This window comes from Parvibaculum sp., from assembly GCF_002684405.1.
Classification (GTDB): domain Bacteria; phylum Pseudomonadota; class Alphaproteobacteria; order Parvibaculales; family Parvibaculaceae; genus Parvibaculum.
Genome location: NZ_NYVD01000081.1, coordinates 1 through 13,145 on the forward strand (window position 1 = coordinate 1; position 13,145 = coordinate 13,145).

The window sequence follows — 13,145 nt, forward strand, 5'->3', positions numbered from 1 at the left end:
CTTTCGCTTGAAACGAAACGACCCGCGCCCCTCGATCGGGGGCGCGGGTTTTTCATTGTCCGGCCAAACGCCGTCGGTCAGTCGGCGGGCCGTACCGCGCCTGCGGGGAACCAGCGCTCCTTCAGCCTGAGCGCGACGCCCACCAGCGCAATCAGCACCGGCACTTCCACCAGCGGGCCAATGACGGTCGCAAAGGCCACCGGCGAAGCAATGCCGAACGCGGCGATGGCGACAGCAATCGCCAGTTCGAAATTATTGCTGGCTGCGGTGAAGGACAGCGAGACCGTCTTCGGATAGTCCGCGCCCAGCACGCGGCTCATCGCAAAGCTCACCAGAAACATGATGACGAAATAGATCGCCAGCGGGATCGCGATCCGGACCGCGTCGAGCGGCAGCGCCAATACCGCCTCGCCCTTCAGGGCGAACATGACGAGAATGGTGAAAAGAAGCGCAAAGAGCGTCAGCGGCGCAACCTTGGGCACGAACCCGTTGTCATAGGCGTCCGCTCCGATGGCCGGACGCAGGAACCGTCGCGTGAGATAGCCCGCCGCAAAGGGCACACCGAGATAGAGCGCCACGGCGCCCGCCACCACCCAGAAGCTCACATCGATGACCTGCCCTTCGAGCCCGAAGAGCGGCGGCAGCACGGAGAGAAAGAACCACGCATAGACGCTGAAGAAGATCAGCTGGAACACGCTGTTGAAGGCCACCAGCCCGGCGACATATTCGTTGCTGCCGCGCGCAAGCTGGTTCCAGACGATCACCATCGCAATACAACGCGCCAACCCGATGAGAATGAGCCCGGTCATATAGGCCGGCTCGTCATAGAGAAAAATCACGGCCAGCGCGAACATGAGAACCGGCCCGATCAGCCAGTTCTGCACGAGCGACAACGCCAGGACTTTCCGGTCCTCGAAAATAAGATGCAGCTCCTCGTACCGCACGCGCGCCAGCGGCGGATACATCATGAGCAGGAGGCCGATGGCGATCGGGATATTGGTGGTCCCGATGGAGAGACCGTCAATGGCGGCAGGCAGGCCGGGTACGAAGCTGCCCAGTGCCGCGCCCAGCGCCATGGCGGCGAAAATCCAGAGGGTCAGATAGCGGTCGAGAAAGCCGAGCCGCGCCTTCTTGTCACCAGCCGCCATTATTCGGCCTCCGCCGGAGAGCGGCCCATATCGTCGAGCTTCTTCTTGAGCGCCAGCCTGTCGAGCGAGGTGATGGGCAGCGCGACCAGAAGGTCGATCCGGGTGCGGATCTGACGGAAGACCTCAAGGAAGTGCGCCCGCGTTTCGGTTTCCGTACCCTCGAACTTCGCCGGGTCCGGGAACGGCCAATGCGCCGTCATAGGCTGGCCGGGCCAGATCGGACAGACCTCGCCCGCCGCATTGTCGCAGACGGTGAAGACGAAATTCATGGCCGGCGCGCCCGGTTCGGCGAACTCGTCCCAGCTTTTGGACCGAAGTCCGTCGGTGGGAACCTTTGCATATTGCAGCGTCTCGATGGCGTAGGGGTTCACCTCGCCGGTCGGCATGCTGCCCGCGCTGTAAGCGTGGAAAGGCGTGCCTGGAAGCGAATTCATATAGGCTTCCGCCATCACCGAACGGCACGAATTGCCGGTGCAGAGAAACAGGACATTGTACTTTTCTTGGGGTTCTTGCTGGGCCATATCGACCTCTCCTTTACGAACAACATACGCCGCGCGGCGCTGCGGGACGGGGCTCATCGCCCCGTTCGAGTTTCGCGAGATCCGGACCACTGCCGAATTCTTCCATCTGGCGGTGCGTATGAAACGCTTCCCAGGCCACCCCGTCGGGATCCGCCGTCCAGCTCTTTTCCGACTTGGCATAGCAGCAGGTGGTCACGCTTTCCGGCAGATAAGGCGCTTCAGCATGCTTCATTCGTTCGAAGATCTCGTGAAGCTCGCTTTGTTCCTCCACCTGGATGCCCGCATGGTTGAAGCCTTGCGTCTGCGACCCTGTCTCGACGACGAAATTGACGCGGGGATCGTCCAGCATCCATTTGGCGTAGCCCGGCCGCACCACGCTGGGTGCCTCGCCGAACAGCGACGTATAGAAGGCAATCGACTTGTCGAGATCGGCGACGCCGAAGCTCACATGCAGTCTTTTCACGAGACGCACTCCTCTTGCGGGGCGCAGGCCGCGACCGTGCCGCAGGCGCCGTTACAACAATCTTCCAGCAGAAATCCCATCACGCCGCTCATCCGGTCGAGATCGGCTTTGTAGATGATCGAGCGGCCTTCACGCCGCGAGGTAACGAGCCCCGCATGAGCCAGCTCCTTCAGATGGAAGGAGAGCGTGGCAGGCGCCACGCCCAGCCTGTCGGCAATCTCGCCCGCGGCGAGCCCGCCCTTGCCGCCTTCCGGCGAATGGGCGCGCACCAGCGCGCGAAAGATGGTGAGCCGGGTTTCCTGGGCCAGCGCGGAAAGCGCGTCTATGGTCTGCTTCATTTCCATATTTCGATAATTATAGAAACATAAGATGATTTCAAGCCTGAAATCCCTCGTCCCTGAAAAATTCCATAATGAATGGGAGGTTAAGCCGGATCACACAATCCGAACGGTTCCGCTGACCCGATCTTCAGACCTCCGACCTTACCCTTGTGACGGAATATCGGAATTCCTACGTAGAATCATTGAGCCCTCGCCCCCGGCCGGTCAGCATCCCTCAAGATCGCCAAAGGCCGCTCGCGAAAGCTCAACACTGCGAGCGGTCCGCCCTGCCCATGTGTGGAAGCGAGGGCAAGGCGGGCCGCACCTCTCCCCCAAAAAAGATAGATGCGTGACCGAGCCACGCCCCTTGTGTAATTCTGGGCGCAGAGTTTCGGGCGCGTGAGGATAGGGCGACAGGTGACGCAGGCTCCAGCCACAGTGGAAATGATCCGCCGGGATCGTCGGCATGACGATATGGGCGAGATTCCGCGCGCCTGGTATGCGGACGATCCGGGCCTGACGGCTTTCTTCAACGCCATGTCGCTGGCGATCGAGGAGCTGGAGCACTATCTGCTGCGCTCCGTGCGCCGCTTTGCGGAGACCGCGAAAGACACGCCTCTCGAACCGCAGGTGAAGGATTTCCTCTTTCAGGAATCGATCCATTCCCGCGAACACCGGCGCTACAACGACCAGTTGCAGGAACAGGGCTTTCCCGCCGAAGAGATGACGCAGGTGCTGCGCGACCGCGTGAAGCGGATGGAAGCACGCCGCACCGATCTTCAGAACCTCGCGCTCACCGCCGCCATCGAACATTTCACGGCGATCCTCGCACACCAGCTTCTCGACCGGCCGGAACATATCCGCGCCAACGGTTACCCGCCGCTCGTTCGCATGTGGATCTGGCATGGCGCGGAAGAGGTCGAGCATAAATCGGTGACCTATGATCTCTTCTGCATGCAGGTGAGCGGCTTCCGCCGCTACCGCATGCGGATCGCGGGTATCCTCGCCGCGACACGGGTCATGCTGCCCTTCCTCTACTGGGTGACATGGCGTTTCCTGAAGACGGACGGCATCCAGTGGCGCTGGAAAAGCTGGCGCGTCATGCTGCGCGTGACGCTAGTTTATCCGGGCTTCATGCGGCGCATGCTGCGCGACTACATCCGCTGGTACCGCCCCGGCTTCCATCCCTGGGACCAGGACGACCGCGCCCTCCTCTTCCGCTGGCGCGACAGTGAACCGGGCAAGGGTCTCACCTGACCAAACAAAAAGGCCGCTCCAAAGAGCGGCCTTTTGCGTTATCGATTGCGAGAACCGTCAGACCTGACGCTCCACCATCATCTTCTTGATCTCCGCAATGGCCTTGGCCGGGTTCAGGCTCTTAGGGCAGGCCTGTGCGCAGTTCATAATGGTGTGGCAGCGATAGAGACGGAACGGATCTTCCAGATCGTCGAGACGCTTGCCGGTCGCCTCGTCGCGGCTGTCCACCAGCCAGCGATAGGCCTGCAAGAGCGCGGCGGGGCCGAGATAGCGGTCGCCGTTCCACCAATAGCTCGGGCAGGAGGTGGAGCAGCAGGCGCAGAGAATGCACTCGTAAAGCCCGTCGAGCTTTTCGCGATCCTCATGGCTCTGGCGCCATTCCTTGGCAGGCTCGGTCGTTTCCGTCTGCAGCCAGGGCTCGATGGACGCATGCTGCGCGTAGAAGTTCGTCAGGTCCGGCACGAGATCCTTCACCACCGGCATATGCGGCAGCGGGTAGATGCGCACCTCGCCGGAGACCTCGTCGATGCCCTTGGTGCAAGCCAGCGTGTTCTGCCCGTCGATATTCATCGCGCAGGAGCCGCAAATGCCTTCGCGGCAGGAACGACGGAAGGTCAGCGTCTGGTCGATCTCGTTCTTGATCTTGATGAGCGCGTCCAGAACCATCGGCCCGCAGTCGGACATATCCACTTCATAAGTGTCCATGCGCGGATTGGCGCCGTCATCCGGGCTCCAGCGATAGATGCGGAACTTCTTGACCTTCTTGGTGCCCTTGGGGGCCTTGAAGGTCTTGCCCTTCTTCACGACGGAGTTTTTCGGCAGGCTGAGCTGAACCATCTTTTCGATCCTTTCCCGCGATCAGTAAACGCGGGCCTTCGGCTTGATGTATTCGATGTCGTTGGAAAGCGTGTAGGTGTGCACAGGGCGATAATCGATCGTCGCCTGGCCGTTCTCGTCCACCCAGCACATCGTATGCTTCATCCAGGTCTCGTCATTACGATCCGGGAAGTCCTCACGCGCATGCGCGCCGCGGCTTTCCTGACGGTTGGCCGCACCTTCCACGGTGGCGACCGCCTGAATGATGAGATTGTCGAATTCCAGCGTCTCGATGAGATCGGAATTCCACACGAGCGAGCGGTCGCTGACGCGCAGATCGCCGCGCTTGCCCACCGTCTCCTGAATGCGCTTGCGGCCCTGCTCCAGCGTCTCGCCGGTACGGAACACGGCAACGTCTTCCTGCATGGCGCGCTGCATCTCGTCGCGCAGCTCAGCGGTCGGGGTGGAGCCGCTGGCATTGCGGAACTTGTCGAGACGCGCGATCGAATTGTCGCCCGCGCCCGCCGGCAGTTCCGGCTGCGAGGCGCCCTTCTCCACGAGTTCAGCGGCGCGGATACCCGCGGCGCGGCCGAACACGACAAGGTCGATCAGCGAGTTGGAGCCGAGACGGTTCGCGCCATGGACCGACACGCAGGCCGCTTCGCCCACCGCCATCAGGCCCGGCACGACGCTGTCCGGGTTGCCGTCCTTGAGCGTCAGCACCTCGCCATGGAAGTTCGTCGGAATGCCGCCCATGTTGTAATGCACGGTCGGCAGCACCGGGATCGGCTCCTTCGTCACATCGACGCCGGCGAAGATGCGGGCCGATTCGGAGATGCCGGGGAGACGCTCTTTCAGCACCGCCGGATCGAGATGATCGAGATGCAGGAAGATGTGGTCCTTGTTCTTGCCCACGCCGCGTCCTTCGCGGATTTCGATGGTCATCGACCGCGAAACCACGTCGCGCGAGGCAAGGTCCTTGGCGCTCGGCGCATAGCGCTCCATGAAGCGCTCGCCCTCGGAATTGGTGAGGTAGCCACCCTCGCCGCGCGACCCTTCGGTGATGAGACAGCCCGCGCCGTAAATGCCGGTCGGATGGAACTGCACGAACTCCATGTCCTGCAGCGGCAGACCGGCGCGCAGCACCATGGCGTTGCCGTCGCCCGTGCAGGTATGCGCGGAAGTGCAGGAGAAATAGGCGCGGCCATAGCCGCCCGTCGCCAGAATGACGAGCTGGGCGCGGAAGCGGTGAATCTCGCCGGTCGCCATGTCGAGCGCGACGACGCCGCGGCAGACGCCCTCATCGTCCATGATGAGGTCGATGGCGAAATATTCGATGTAGAAATCCGCCTTGTGGCGCACCGACTGGCCGTAAAGCGTGTGCAGCATGGCATGGCCGGTCCGGTCGGCCGCCGCGCAGGTGCGCTGGGCAATGCCTTCGCCGAAATTGGTCGTCATGCCGCCGAAGGGACGCTGATAGATCTTGCCGTCCTCGGTCCGGCTGAAGGGCACACCGAAATGCTCCAGCTCGTACACCGCATCCGGCGCGTGCCGGCAGAGATATTCGATGGCGTCCTGGTCGCCCAGCCAGTCCGACCCCTTCACGGTGTCGTACATGTGCCAGCGCCAGTTATCCTCGCCCATATTGCCGAGCGAGGCGGCAACGCCGCCCTGCGCCGCCACGGTGTGGCTACGGGTGGGGAAAACCTTCGAGATGCAGGCCGTCGAAAGGCCGCGCTCCACGCAACCCAGCGTCGCGCGAAGGCCGGCGCCGCCGGCGCCCACCACCACGACATCGAAAGTATGATCGTTGAATGTGTAGTCGTTGGATGCTGCCGCCATGAGCCCGATCTCTTGTTTTACGCCCCGAAACCGATCTTCAGCGCCGCGAAAACGCAGGCGAGACCGACCAGGAAGGAAAAGAACGTATTACCGATCAGCGAGAGGAACTTTGCGCTCTCACCGGTCACATAGTCTTCGATGATGACCTGCATCCCGGCCCGCATATGCAGAATGCCGGAAATGATGAGGGCCAGCATGAGGATGACAACCAGCGGATTGGCCAGATAGGCGCGAACCGTCTCATAGTCGCTGCCCGTCAGCGCGACCACCGAGGCGATCAGAAAGATCGCCAGAAAGACGTTCTCCACCGCCGTCACGCGCTGGAGGATGAAATGGCCGGAGCCGGAGCGGGCCGACCCGAGGCCATGCACGCGGCTGTAAGGGGTACGCATATCGCTCATCACATGGCTCCCATCATGCTGTAGCCGATCCACCAGACGAAGATAGTCAGCACGAAGCCGCCGACCAGCGTCATCCAGGCCATGAAATTCGCAAAGCCGAGCGAGAAGCCCTTGCCCATGTCCCAGATGAAGTGGCGGATACCGCCCAGCATGTGGTGCATCAGCGCCCAGGTGAAGACGAACAGGAGAAGCTTGCCGACCCACCATGAGATGAAGCTCTCGAAGAGCGAATAGGCATTGGGGCCCGCCGCCACCGAAAGCAGCCACCAGGCCAGAATCAGCGTGCCGATATAGAGCGCCGCCCCGCTGATGCGGTGCGCGATCGACATCATCATGGTCATCGTGCGGCGATAAATCTGCAGATGCGGGGAAAGTGGCCGTGAAACCGGTTGCGTATCAGCCATCTTCGCGTCCTCGTTAGAACTCCCTGGCCGAGGCGCGGCGGGCGCCGCGCACTGTCCGGCTCCGGGCAAGGCGTGGAGTCGTGTGTCGTGGCTGTTGTTTACCGCGCGATATGCCGCAACGCAAACATCACGTGATGCCGTAACCCATTCTTTTTGCGAACGATTCTCACATATACCGCATACCGCAGCGACAACCTTGCCGCCCGAAAGAGCCGTTCAAAAGAAAGGCGACGTCACGGGCGGGATGCCATGCCCGATATCGATCCAGCGCCAGACAGCGGCTCCCTCGAACATCCGCACCTCGGGCATCGCATCTGCGGGCGTCAGATCGATATGCACATAGACGAGAATCTGGTCCGCCTCTCCTTCGCCTCTGGCGAGGGGAAAGATCGTATATTCGTAATCGGTCCGGCGGCCATTCGCTTCCAGCACCGGCGTGAACTGCCAGAGGCCGCAAGGCTTCGCCATCAGCGCCCGCACGCTGTCATAGGCATCGCTGGCGATCGCCGGGTCGACAAGCGACAGATAGTCCATGCCCGTCAGATCCGCGCCGAAGAAATCGAAAAACCCCGACCCGACGAGCCGGTAGGGCAGCGCAGGCTTTTCCTTGTCCGGCTCGATGATCGCCATCCATGGCGCAAAGCGCGCGAAGGGCTTGAGGCCGATATCCTTGCGCAGGGGAATGGCACGGCCATGACAGGCCTCGCGCCACGCCGCCTCGAAATCCACGCTCGCCCCGGAGCGAAGCGCCGGATTTCCCATTCCGTCGCCAAACGGGTTCGGCCCGGCCGCGTCGATTTCCGCCATTCCAGCCTCCTCAAACCGCGATCAGCGCCGCGGCATAAACACCCAATAGTCGAGATCGAGAATGACGCCTTCCGCATAGCCCTTCTCCAGCGGACCGGGGAAGTTCGTGCAAGGGGCGTCCTTGGTGGCAAGGGTGCGAAGCCTGAGCGCGCCGAGATCGGTGCGGCGGTCGAGTTCCGATTTCTCCAGCACCTCCGTCCAGGCGAACACCGTATTGCCCGCAAAGCAGGGCGCGACATGACGCCCGCCATTGATGGCTCCGAACAGCACCGCGTTGCCGAGCCCGTTGAAGGAAAGCGAACGGGCCAGCGAAATCACATGGCCGCCATAGATCAGCCGGCGACCGAAGCGCCCCTGACCTTCCGTGAACTGATTGAAATGCACCTTTGCCGTGTTCTGGTAAAGGCGCGTCGCCATCATGTGCTCGGCTTCCTCGATGGTGACACCATCCACATGGTCGATCTTCTCGCCCACCTCGTAGTCGTCCCAGAGATGCCGGGAGCCGGAGGCGGTGAGATCGAAATTACGGAAATCGGTTTCCGACGGCGGGATCAGATGATGCGGATCCACCACGTCGGGAAGCGAGGGAACGTCCGGCGTTGGTGCGGGCGAGGTCTTGTCGCGCTTGCGCACCATCACCCAGCGCACATAATCGATCACGATATCGCCGCGCTGGTTACGACCGGTCGAGCGCACATAGACGACGCCGGTTTCGCCATTGGAATTTTCCTTGAACCCGATGACCTTGCTGTCCGCGCTCAGCGTATCGCCGGGAAAGACCGGCCGGTGGAACTTGCAGTCCGCATAACCGAGATTGGCGACGGCGTTGAGCGAAATGTCGGGCACCGTCTTGCCGAACACGATGTGGAACGCGAGAAGGTCATCGACCGGCGCGGTCGCATAGCCCGAAAGGCGCGCGACCTCCGCGGAAGATTGCAGCGAGAAACGCGATCCGAACAGCGCCTGATAAAGCGCGACATCGCCCTCCGTCACTGTGCGCGGCGTCGCATGGTGGATGACCTGCCCGATCGAGAAGTCCTCGAAATAATTGCCTTCATTCGTCTTGGTCATGCTCATGCTCACCCGTTTGCCTTTTCCAGTTCCGCGATCTGGTCGGCCACATTCACGACGCGGCGCGCGATTTCCGCGTGCAGGATCTCAACCATCTTGCCATCGACCTTGAGAACGCCCTTGCCCTGATTTTCCGGCTGGTCGAAAGCCTCGATCACCTTGCGGGAAAACGCGACCGTTTCCTCATCCGGCGAGAAAACCTTGTTGCAGGGGCCGACCTGGCTTGGGTGGATCAGCGTCTTGCCGTCCATGCCGAGATCGCGGCCCTGTTCGCACATGGCAAAGAAGCCGTCCTCGTCCTTGATGTCGTTATAGACGCCGTCGAGGATGACGAGGCCATAGGCGCGCGCGGCCAGCATCGCAAGCCCCAGCGAGGTCATCATCGGCATACGCTCCGGCGTATGCTGGCAGCGCAATTCCTTGGCGATGTCGTTCGTGCCCATCACCCAGACATTCATGCGCAGCGAGGTCTCGGTCTTGGCCGCGATCTCCTTGATGTTGAGCATGGCAAGCGGCGTCTCGATCATGCACCAGAGCTGCATGGTCTCCGGCGCGCCGGCGGCCGCCATCTGGCTTTCGGCCAGCGTCACGTCGTCGGGCGTGTTGATCTTGGGCACCAGAATGGCGTCCGGCCCGGCCGCGACGGCGGCGGCGATATCGTCCTTGCCCCAGGCCGTATCGAGTGCATTCACACGAATTGCGATTTCGCGCTTGCCATAACCGCCCGCCTTCACGGCGTCGCAAACCTGCTGTCGCGCCTCTTCCTTGGCGTCGGGCGCCACGGCATCCTCCAGGTCGAGGATCAGCGCATCGGCGGGAATTTCCTTCGCCTTCTCCAGCGCCCGGGCATTCGAGCCGGGCATATAGAGGACGGAACGGCGGGGACGGGCTGTAAAATCTGCCATGGGGAACTTCCATTTGATAGCGCGTGAAGAATGCGGCGACACTATAAAGACTGTCGGCACGTGTGAAGCCGCATTTGGTCTCGCCCGCCAAAGGAACGAAGGATCGAGAGGAGCGCGTGGCACGCATTCTCAGCATATCGAGCCAGGTCGTTTACGGCACGGTCGGCAATTCGGCGGGCGTTTTCGCCCTGCAAAGGCTCGGGCATGAGGTCTGGCCGGTGCCGACCACCCTGCTCTCCCACCATCCGGGCTACGGGGCCCCGGCGGGCGGCCCTCTGCCCGCGGAGGCGATTTCAGCGCTGATCCGCTCGCTGGACGAAAAGGGCTGGCTTGGCCGCTGCGACGCTATGATGTCGGGCTATCTCGCCGCGCCGGATCAGAAAGAGGCAATCCTCGAGGCGCATGACCGGCTGAAACGCGCCAACCCGCAGGCGCTTTTTCTGTGCGATCCCGTGCTGGGCGATGAGGAATCCGGGCTCTATGCCGCGCCGGGCGTGGCGGACGCCATGCAAACGCTCATCGCCCGGGCCGACATCGCAACGCCCAATCTCTTCGAACTCGCCCTCCTGACCGGCACCCCCCAAGGCAAGGCCACGCCGGAGGAGATGCTGCGCGCCGCCACCCCCGCCCGGATATGCCTGACCTCCGCGCCCGCTCCGGCAGGGCGGATCGGCATTGTCGTCAAGGAGGAGGAGAGCTTCCACGCCGTCGAGACGCCTCGCTTCGAGCCTGCGCCCAAAGGCACGGGCGACCTTTTCAGCGCCCTTGTGCTGGGCCGACTGCTCCGTCACGGGAATTTCGCAGAGGCCGCGCGGGAGGCCGCCGCCTCGACCGCCTCCATCGTGCGGGAAAGCGTGGCGCGGGAAAGAAGCGACCTGACGCTGGCGGAAGCCCAGCAATTCATCGAGCGCCCGGATGAAGAGGCGACCCTGACCGTGCTGTAAGGCCTCAGGCGGTGGCCAGCATCGTGTTGTCCTCGACGGTGCGCGTATAGGGCATGCGGACCGTGATGGTGGTGCCCTGTCTCGGTTCCGATTCGATGACGAGCGAAGCGCCATGCAGGCGGGCCAGCGCGCGGGTGAGCGGCAGGCCAAGCCCCGTGCCCTCCGCGGCATAAACCGTGCTGTCCAGATTGATCTGGCGGAAGGGTTCGAGCGCCAGCGGAATATCTTCCTTCGCAATGCCCACGCCCGTATCGCTGACCCGGAAGGCGAGACGCCGGTCCGGCTCGAGGAAGGGGGCAAGTTCCACCCGGCCGCCACGCGGCGTGAACTTCACCGCATTGGAAACGAGATTGAGAATGATCTGACGCATGGCCCGCTTGTCGGCGAAAAGCATCGGCAGGCCCTCCACCACTTCCACATGGAGCGAAACGCCCGCATCCGCCGCGCGATGATGGATCATCCGGCTGCAACTTTCGACGATCCGGTCTACCTCGAGTTCTTCCTCATAGAGCTCGTACCGGTCGGCCTCCACCTTGGACAGGTCGAGAATATCGTTGATGAGCGAAAGCAGATGGTTTGAGGATTTGTGGATGTCGTCCACATATTCCTTGTAGCGCTCATTGCCCATCGGCCCGAAAAGCTCGCCATTCATAAGCTCGGAGAATCCGATGATCGCATTGAGCGGCGTACGCAGCTCGTGGCTCATATTGGCGAGGAACTGGCTTTTGGTGGAATTGGCAAGCTCCGCCGCGTCACGCGCATCGCGCAGCTCACCCGCCGTGCGCTCGCGCTCCATCACTTCGTGGTTGAACTTCTCGAGCACCTGATTGTAACGCACCGCAATCTCGCCGGCCTCGGTAAAGGGCTCCACATGCACCGGCCGCGAAAAGTCGCTGCGCTTGGCCTGCGCCTCCATCGCACCCAGCACGTCGAGCAACGAGGAAGATGCGCCGTGCTCGGCCACGTTGAGGCCCATCCGTTCCGCTTCCTCGCTGACGCGGAGCGGCAGGAAGCGATTGACGATCTTCAGCACGACAAAGCCCGCCCCGAAGGCGAAGACACCGGCGACCGAGACGCCCAGAAGCTGAACGCCGAACTGCTCCAGCCGCGTATGACCGTCGAGAAACTGCGCCTGATCGCCGAAAATCGCCACGGCCAGCGTGCCCCAGACGCCCGCCGCCAAATGCACTGGCACCGCATCCACCGCATCGTCGATCTTGTGCGCTTCGAGAACCCCCGAGGCGATATAGGAAACAATGCCGCCAATCGCGCCGATCAGAATGGCCGACGGCGTGTTCACCAGATGACAATTGGCGGTGATGGCGACAAGCCCGGCCAGCACGCCGTTGATCGTCTGGTCGACGGGGGGAAGCCCGTTGCGCCACCACGTCACCATCACCACGGCAAAACCGCCCGCGGCGGCGGCCAGCATCGTATGCACGAGAATGAAGGGAACGCTCGCATTGAGCGCTAGTGTCGAGCCGCCATTGAAGCCGAACCAGCCGATCCAGAGCAGGAACATGCCCAGCGTCGCAATCGGCATGTCATGCGCCTCGATAGGTCGCCCGTCCTTGCCGAAGCGCCCGATGCGCGGCCCCATCACGATGATCGCAGCAAGCGCGATCCAGCCGCCCACGGAGTGAACGACCGTCGAACCGGCAAAATCGATGAAGCCGAGCTTTTCCAGCCAGCCCGCGCTTTCGCCGAACAACAGCCCGCCCCACGCCCAATGACCGAAGACCGGGTAGATCAGCGTGGACAGAATGGCCGCCGTGATGATGTAGCCGCGGAAGTTCATCCGCTCAGCCACCGCGCCGGACACGACGGTGGTGGAGGTGGAACAGAAGGCAAGCTGGAAAAAGAAGAACACCATGGTCCAGGGCAGCACATCGCTGCTGCCGGCCTGCCCCACCATCGCGAATTCGCTCGCGCCGATGAGCCCACTCTGGCTTGCCCCGAACATCAGCCCGAAGCCGATCGCCCAGAAGCCGAGCCCCGACACACAGAAATCGACGACGTTCTTGACCGCCACATTGATCGAGTTCTTGGCCCGGACGAGACCGGATTCAAGACAGGTAAAGCCCGCCTGCATCAGCAGCACGAGCACGGTGCACACCAGCACCCATGTCGTGTCTATCGATTGAGATAAGCTTTCCACCTCGACGCCCCCGACTGTCCCAACAGAGAGAGCATCGCAGAGAAGCGTTAAGTTTCCGCTTATCGAAAACTGCCGAATTCACCCGTAA

14 protein-coding genes are annotated in these 13,145 nt (G+C 62.3%); 2 read left to right on the forward strand and 12 right to left on the reverse strand.

The window, feature by feature from the left end; translation table 11 throughout:
• Window positions 1-77: 77 nt before the first annotated feature.
• From arsB to CMI59_RS07065, 4 genes are read right to left on the reverse strand one after another with little or no spacing between them, the layout of a single operon-like run.
• Window positions 78-1,148 (reverse strand): ACR3 family arsenite efflux transporter, encoded by a 1,071-nt coding sequence (gene arsB / locus CMI59_RS07050; protein WP_293326576.1) that lies wholly within the window; start codon window positions 1,146-1,148, stop codon window positions 78-80.
• Window positions 1,148-1,669, reverse strand: a complete 522-nt coding sequence (locus tag CMI59_RS07055) for an arsenate reductase ArsC (RefSeq protein ID WP_293326579.1) — start codon at window positions 1,667-1,669, stop codon at window positions 1,148-1,150. Before CMI59_RS07055 ends, arsB begins: the two co-directional genes overlap by 1 nt.
• Window positions 1,670-1,682: 13 nt before the next feature.
• Entirely contained in the window at window positions 1,683-2,132 is a 450-nt protein-coding gene (locus CMI59_RS07060; RefSeq protein WP_293326582.1) for an ArsI/CadI family heavy metal resistance metalloenzyme, read from the reverse strand.
• Window positions 2,129-2,470 (reverse strand): metalloregulator ArsR/SmtB family transcription factor, encoded by a 342-nt coding sequence (locus tag CMI59_RS07065; protein ID WP_293326585.1) that lies wholly within the window; start codon window positions 2,468-2,470, stop codon window positions 2,129-2,131. The genes CMI59_RS07060 and CMI59_RS07065 overlap by 4 nt, the downstream gene beginning before the upstream one ends.
• Window positions 2,471-2,869: 399 nt before the next feature.
• Between CMI59_RS07065 and CMI59_RS07070 the strand changes: the two genes are divergently transcribed.
• Window positions 2,870-3,709 (forward strand): metal-dependent hydrolase, encoded by an 840-nt coding sequence (locus CMI59_RS07070; RefSeq protein ID WP_293326587.1) that lies wholly within the window; start codon window positions 2,870-2,872, stop codon window positions 3,707-3,709.
• 57 nt (window positions 3,710-3,766) lie between these two features.
• Here CMI59_RS07070 and CMI59_RS07075 read toward each other — a convergent pair whose 3' ends face one another.
• The 7 genes from CMI59_RS07075 to CMI59_RS07105 form a co-directional block, all read right to left on the reverse strand.
• Window positions 3,767-4,546 (reverse strand): succinate dehydrogenase iron-sulfur subunit, encoded by a 780-nt coding sequence (locus CMI59_RS07075; RefSeq protein WP_293326590.1) that lies wholly within the window; start codon window positions 4,544-4,546, stop codon window positions 3,767-3,769.
• Window positions 4,547-4,567: 21 nt separating this feature from the next.
• On the reverse strand, window positions 4,568-6,367 hold the full coding sequence (sdhA, locus tag CMI59_RS07080) for a succinate dehydrogenase flavoprotein subunit (RefSeq protein ID WP_293326593.1): 1,800 nt from the start codon (window positions 6,365-6,367) through the stop codon (window positions 4,568-4,570).
• A 17-nt stretch (window positions 6,368-6,384) separates the two neighbouring features.
• Window positions 6,385-6,768 (reverse strand): succinate dehydrogenase, hydrophobic membrane anchor protein, encoded by a 384-nt coding sequence (gene sdhD, locus CMI59_RS07085; RefSeq protein ID WP_293326596.1) that lies wholly within the window; start codon window positions 6,766-6,768, stop codon window positions 6,385-6,387.
• Window positions 6,768-7,172 (reverse strand): succinate dehydrogenase, cytochrome b556 subunit, encoded by a 405-nt coding sequence (gene sdhC, locus CMI59_RS07090; protein ID WP_293326599.1) that lies wholly within the window; start codon window positions 7,170-7,172, stop codon window positions 6,768-6,770. Before sdhC ends, sdhD begins: the two co-directional genes overlap by 1 nt.
• 216 nt (window positions 7,173-7,388) lie before the next feature.
• Window positions 7,389-7,979 (reverse strand): PAS domain-containing protein, encoded by a 591-nt coding sequence (locus CMI59_RS07095; protein WP_293326602.1) that lies wholly within the window; start codon window positions 7,977-7,979, stop codon window positions 7,389-7,391.
• Window positions 7,980-8,000: 21 nt separating this feature from the next.
• Window positions 8,001-9,050, reverse strand: coding sequence for a MaoC family dehydratase (locus CMI59_RS07100; RefSeq protein ID WP_293326605.1), 1,050 nt, complete (start codon window positions 9,048-9,050; stop codon window positions 8,001-8,003).
• An 8-nt stretch (window positions 9,051-9,058) separates the two neighbouring features.
• A complete protein-coding gene (locus CMI59_RS07105) occupies window positions 9,059-9,955 on the reverse strand; it encodes a CoA ester lyase (protein ID WP_293326607.1) in 897 nt (298 codons plus the stop codon).
• Window positions 9,956-10,071: 116 nt separating this feature from the next.
• Here CMI59_RS07105 and pdxY point away from each other — a divergent pair, with 116 nt between their 5' ends.
• Window positions 10,072-10,899: a pyridoxal kinase gene (pdxY, locus tag CMI59_RS07110; protein WP_293326610.1), complete on the forward strand. Its 828-nt coding sequence runs from the start codon at window positions 10,072-10,074 to the stop codon at window positions 10,897-10,899.
• Between the two features lie 4 nt (window positions 10,900-10,903).
• Here the strand turns inward: pdxY and amt are convergent, their stop codons facing one another.
• Entirely contained in the window at window positions 10,904-13,057 is a 2,154-nt protein-coding gene (gene amt / locus CMI59_RS07115; RefSeq protein WP_293326613.1) for an ammonium transporter, read from the reverse strand.
• Between the last annotated feature and the right edge of the window lie 88 nt (window positions 13,058-13,145).

Bases quoted from the DNA above. Each gene is read 5' to 3' on its own strand.
- arsB (WP_293326576.1), bottom strand. From the start codon at position 1,148: ATGGCGGCTGGTGACAAGAAGGCGCGGCTCGGCTTTCTCGACCGCTAT.
- CMI59_RS07055 (WP_293326579.1), bottom strand. From the start codon at position 1,669: ATGGCCCAGCAAGAACCCCAAGAAAAGTACAATGTCCTGTTTCTCTGC.
- CMI59_RS07065 (WP_293326585.1), bottom strand. From the start codon at position 2,470: ATGAAGCAGACCATAGACGCGCTTTCCGCGCTGGCCCAGGAAACCCGG.
- CMI59_RS07075 (WP_293326590.1), bottom strand. From the start codon at position 4,546: ATGGTTCAGCTCAGCCTGCCGAAAAACTCCGTCGTGAAGAAGGGCAAG.
- sdhA (WP_293326593.1), bottom strand. From the start codon at position 6,367: ATGGCGGCAGCATCCAACGACTACACATTCAACGATCATACTTTCGAT.
- sdhD (WP_293326596.1), bottom strand. From the start codon at position 6,768: ATGAGCGATATGCGTACCCCTTACAGCCGCGTGCATGGCCTCGGGTCG.
- sdhC (WP_293326599.1), bottom strand. From the start codon at position 7,172: ATGGCTGATACGCAACCGGTTTCACGGCCACTTTCCCCGCATCTGCAG.
- CMI59_RS07095 (WP_293326602.1), bottom strand. From the start codon at position 7,979: ATGGCGGAAATCGACGCGGCCGGGCCGAACCCGTTTGGCGACGGAATG.
- CMI59_RS07100 (WP_293326605.1), bottom strand. From the start codon at position 9,050: ATGACCAAGACGAATGAAGGCAATTATTTCGAGGACTTCTCGATCGGG.
- CMI59_RS07105 (WP_293326607.1), bottom strand. From the start codon at position 9,955: ATGGCAGATTTTACAGCCCGTCCCCGCCGTTCCGTCCTCTATATGCCC.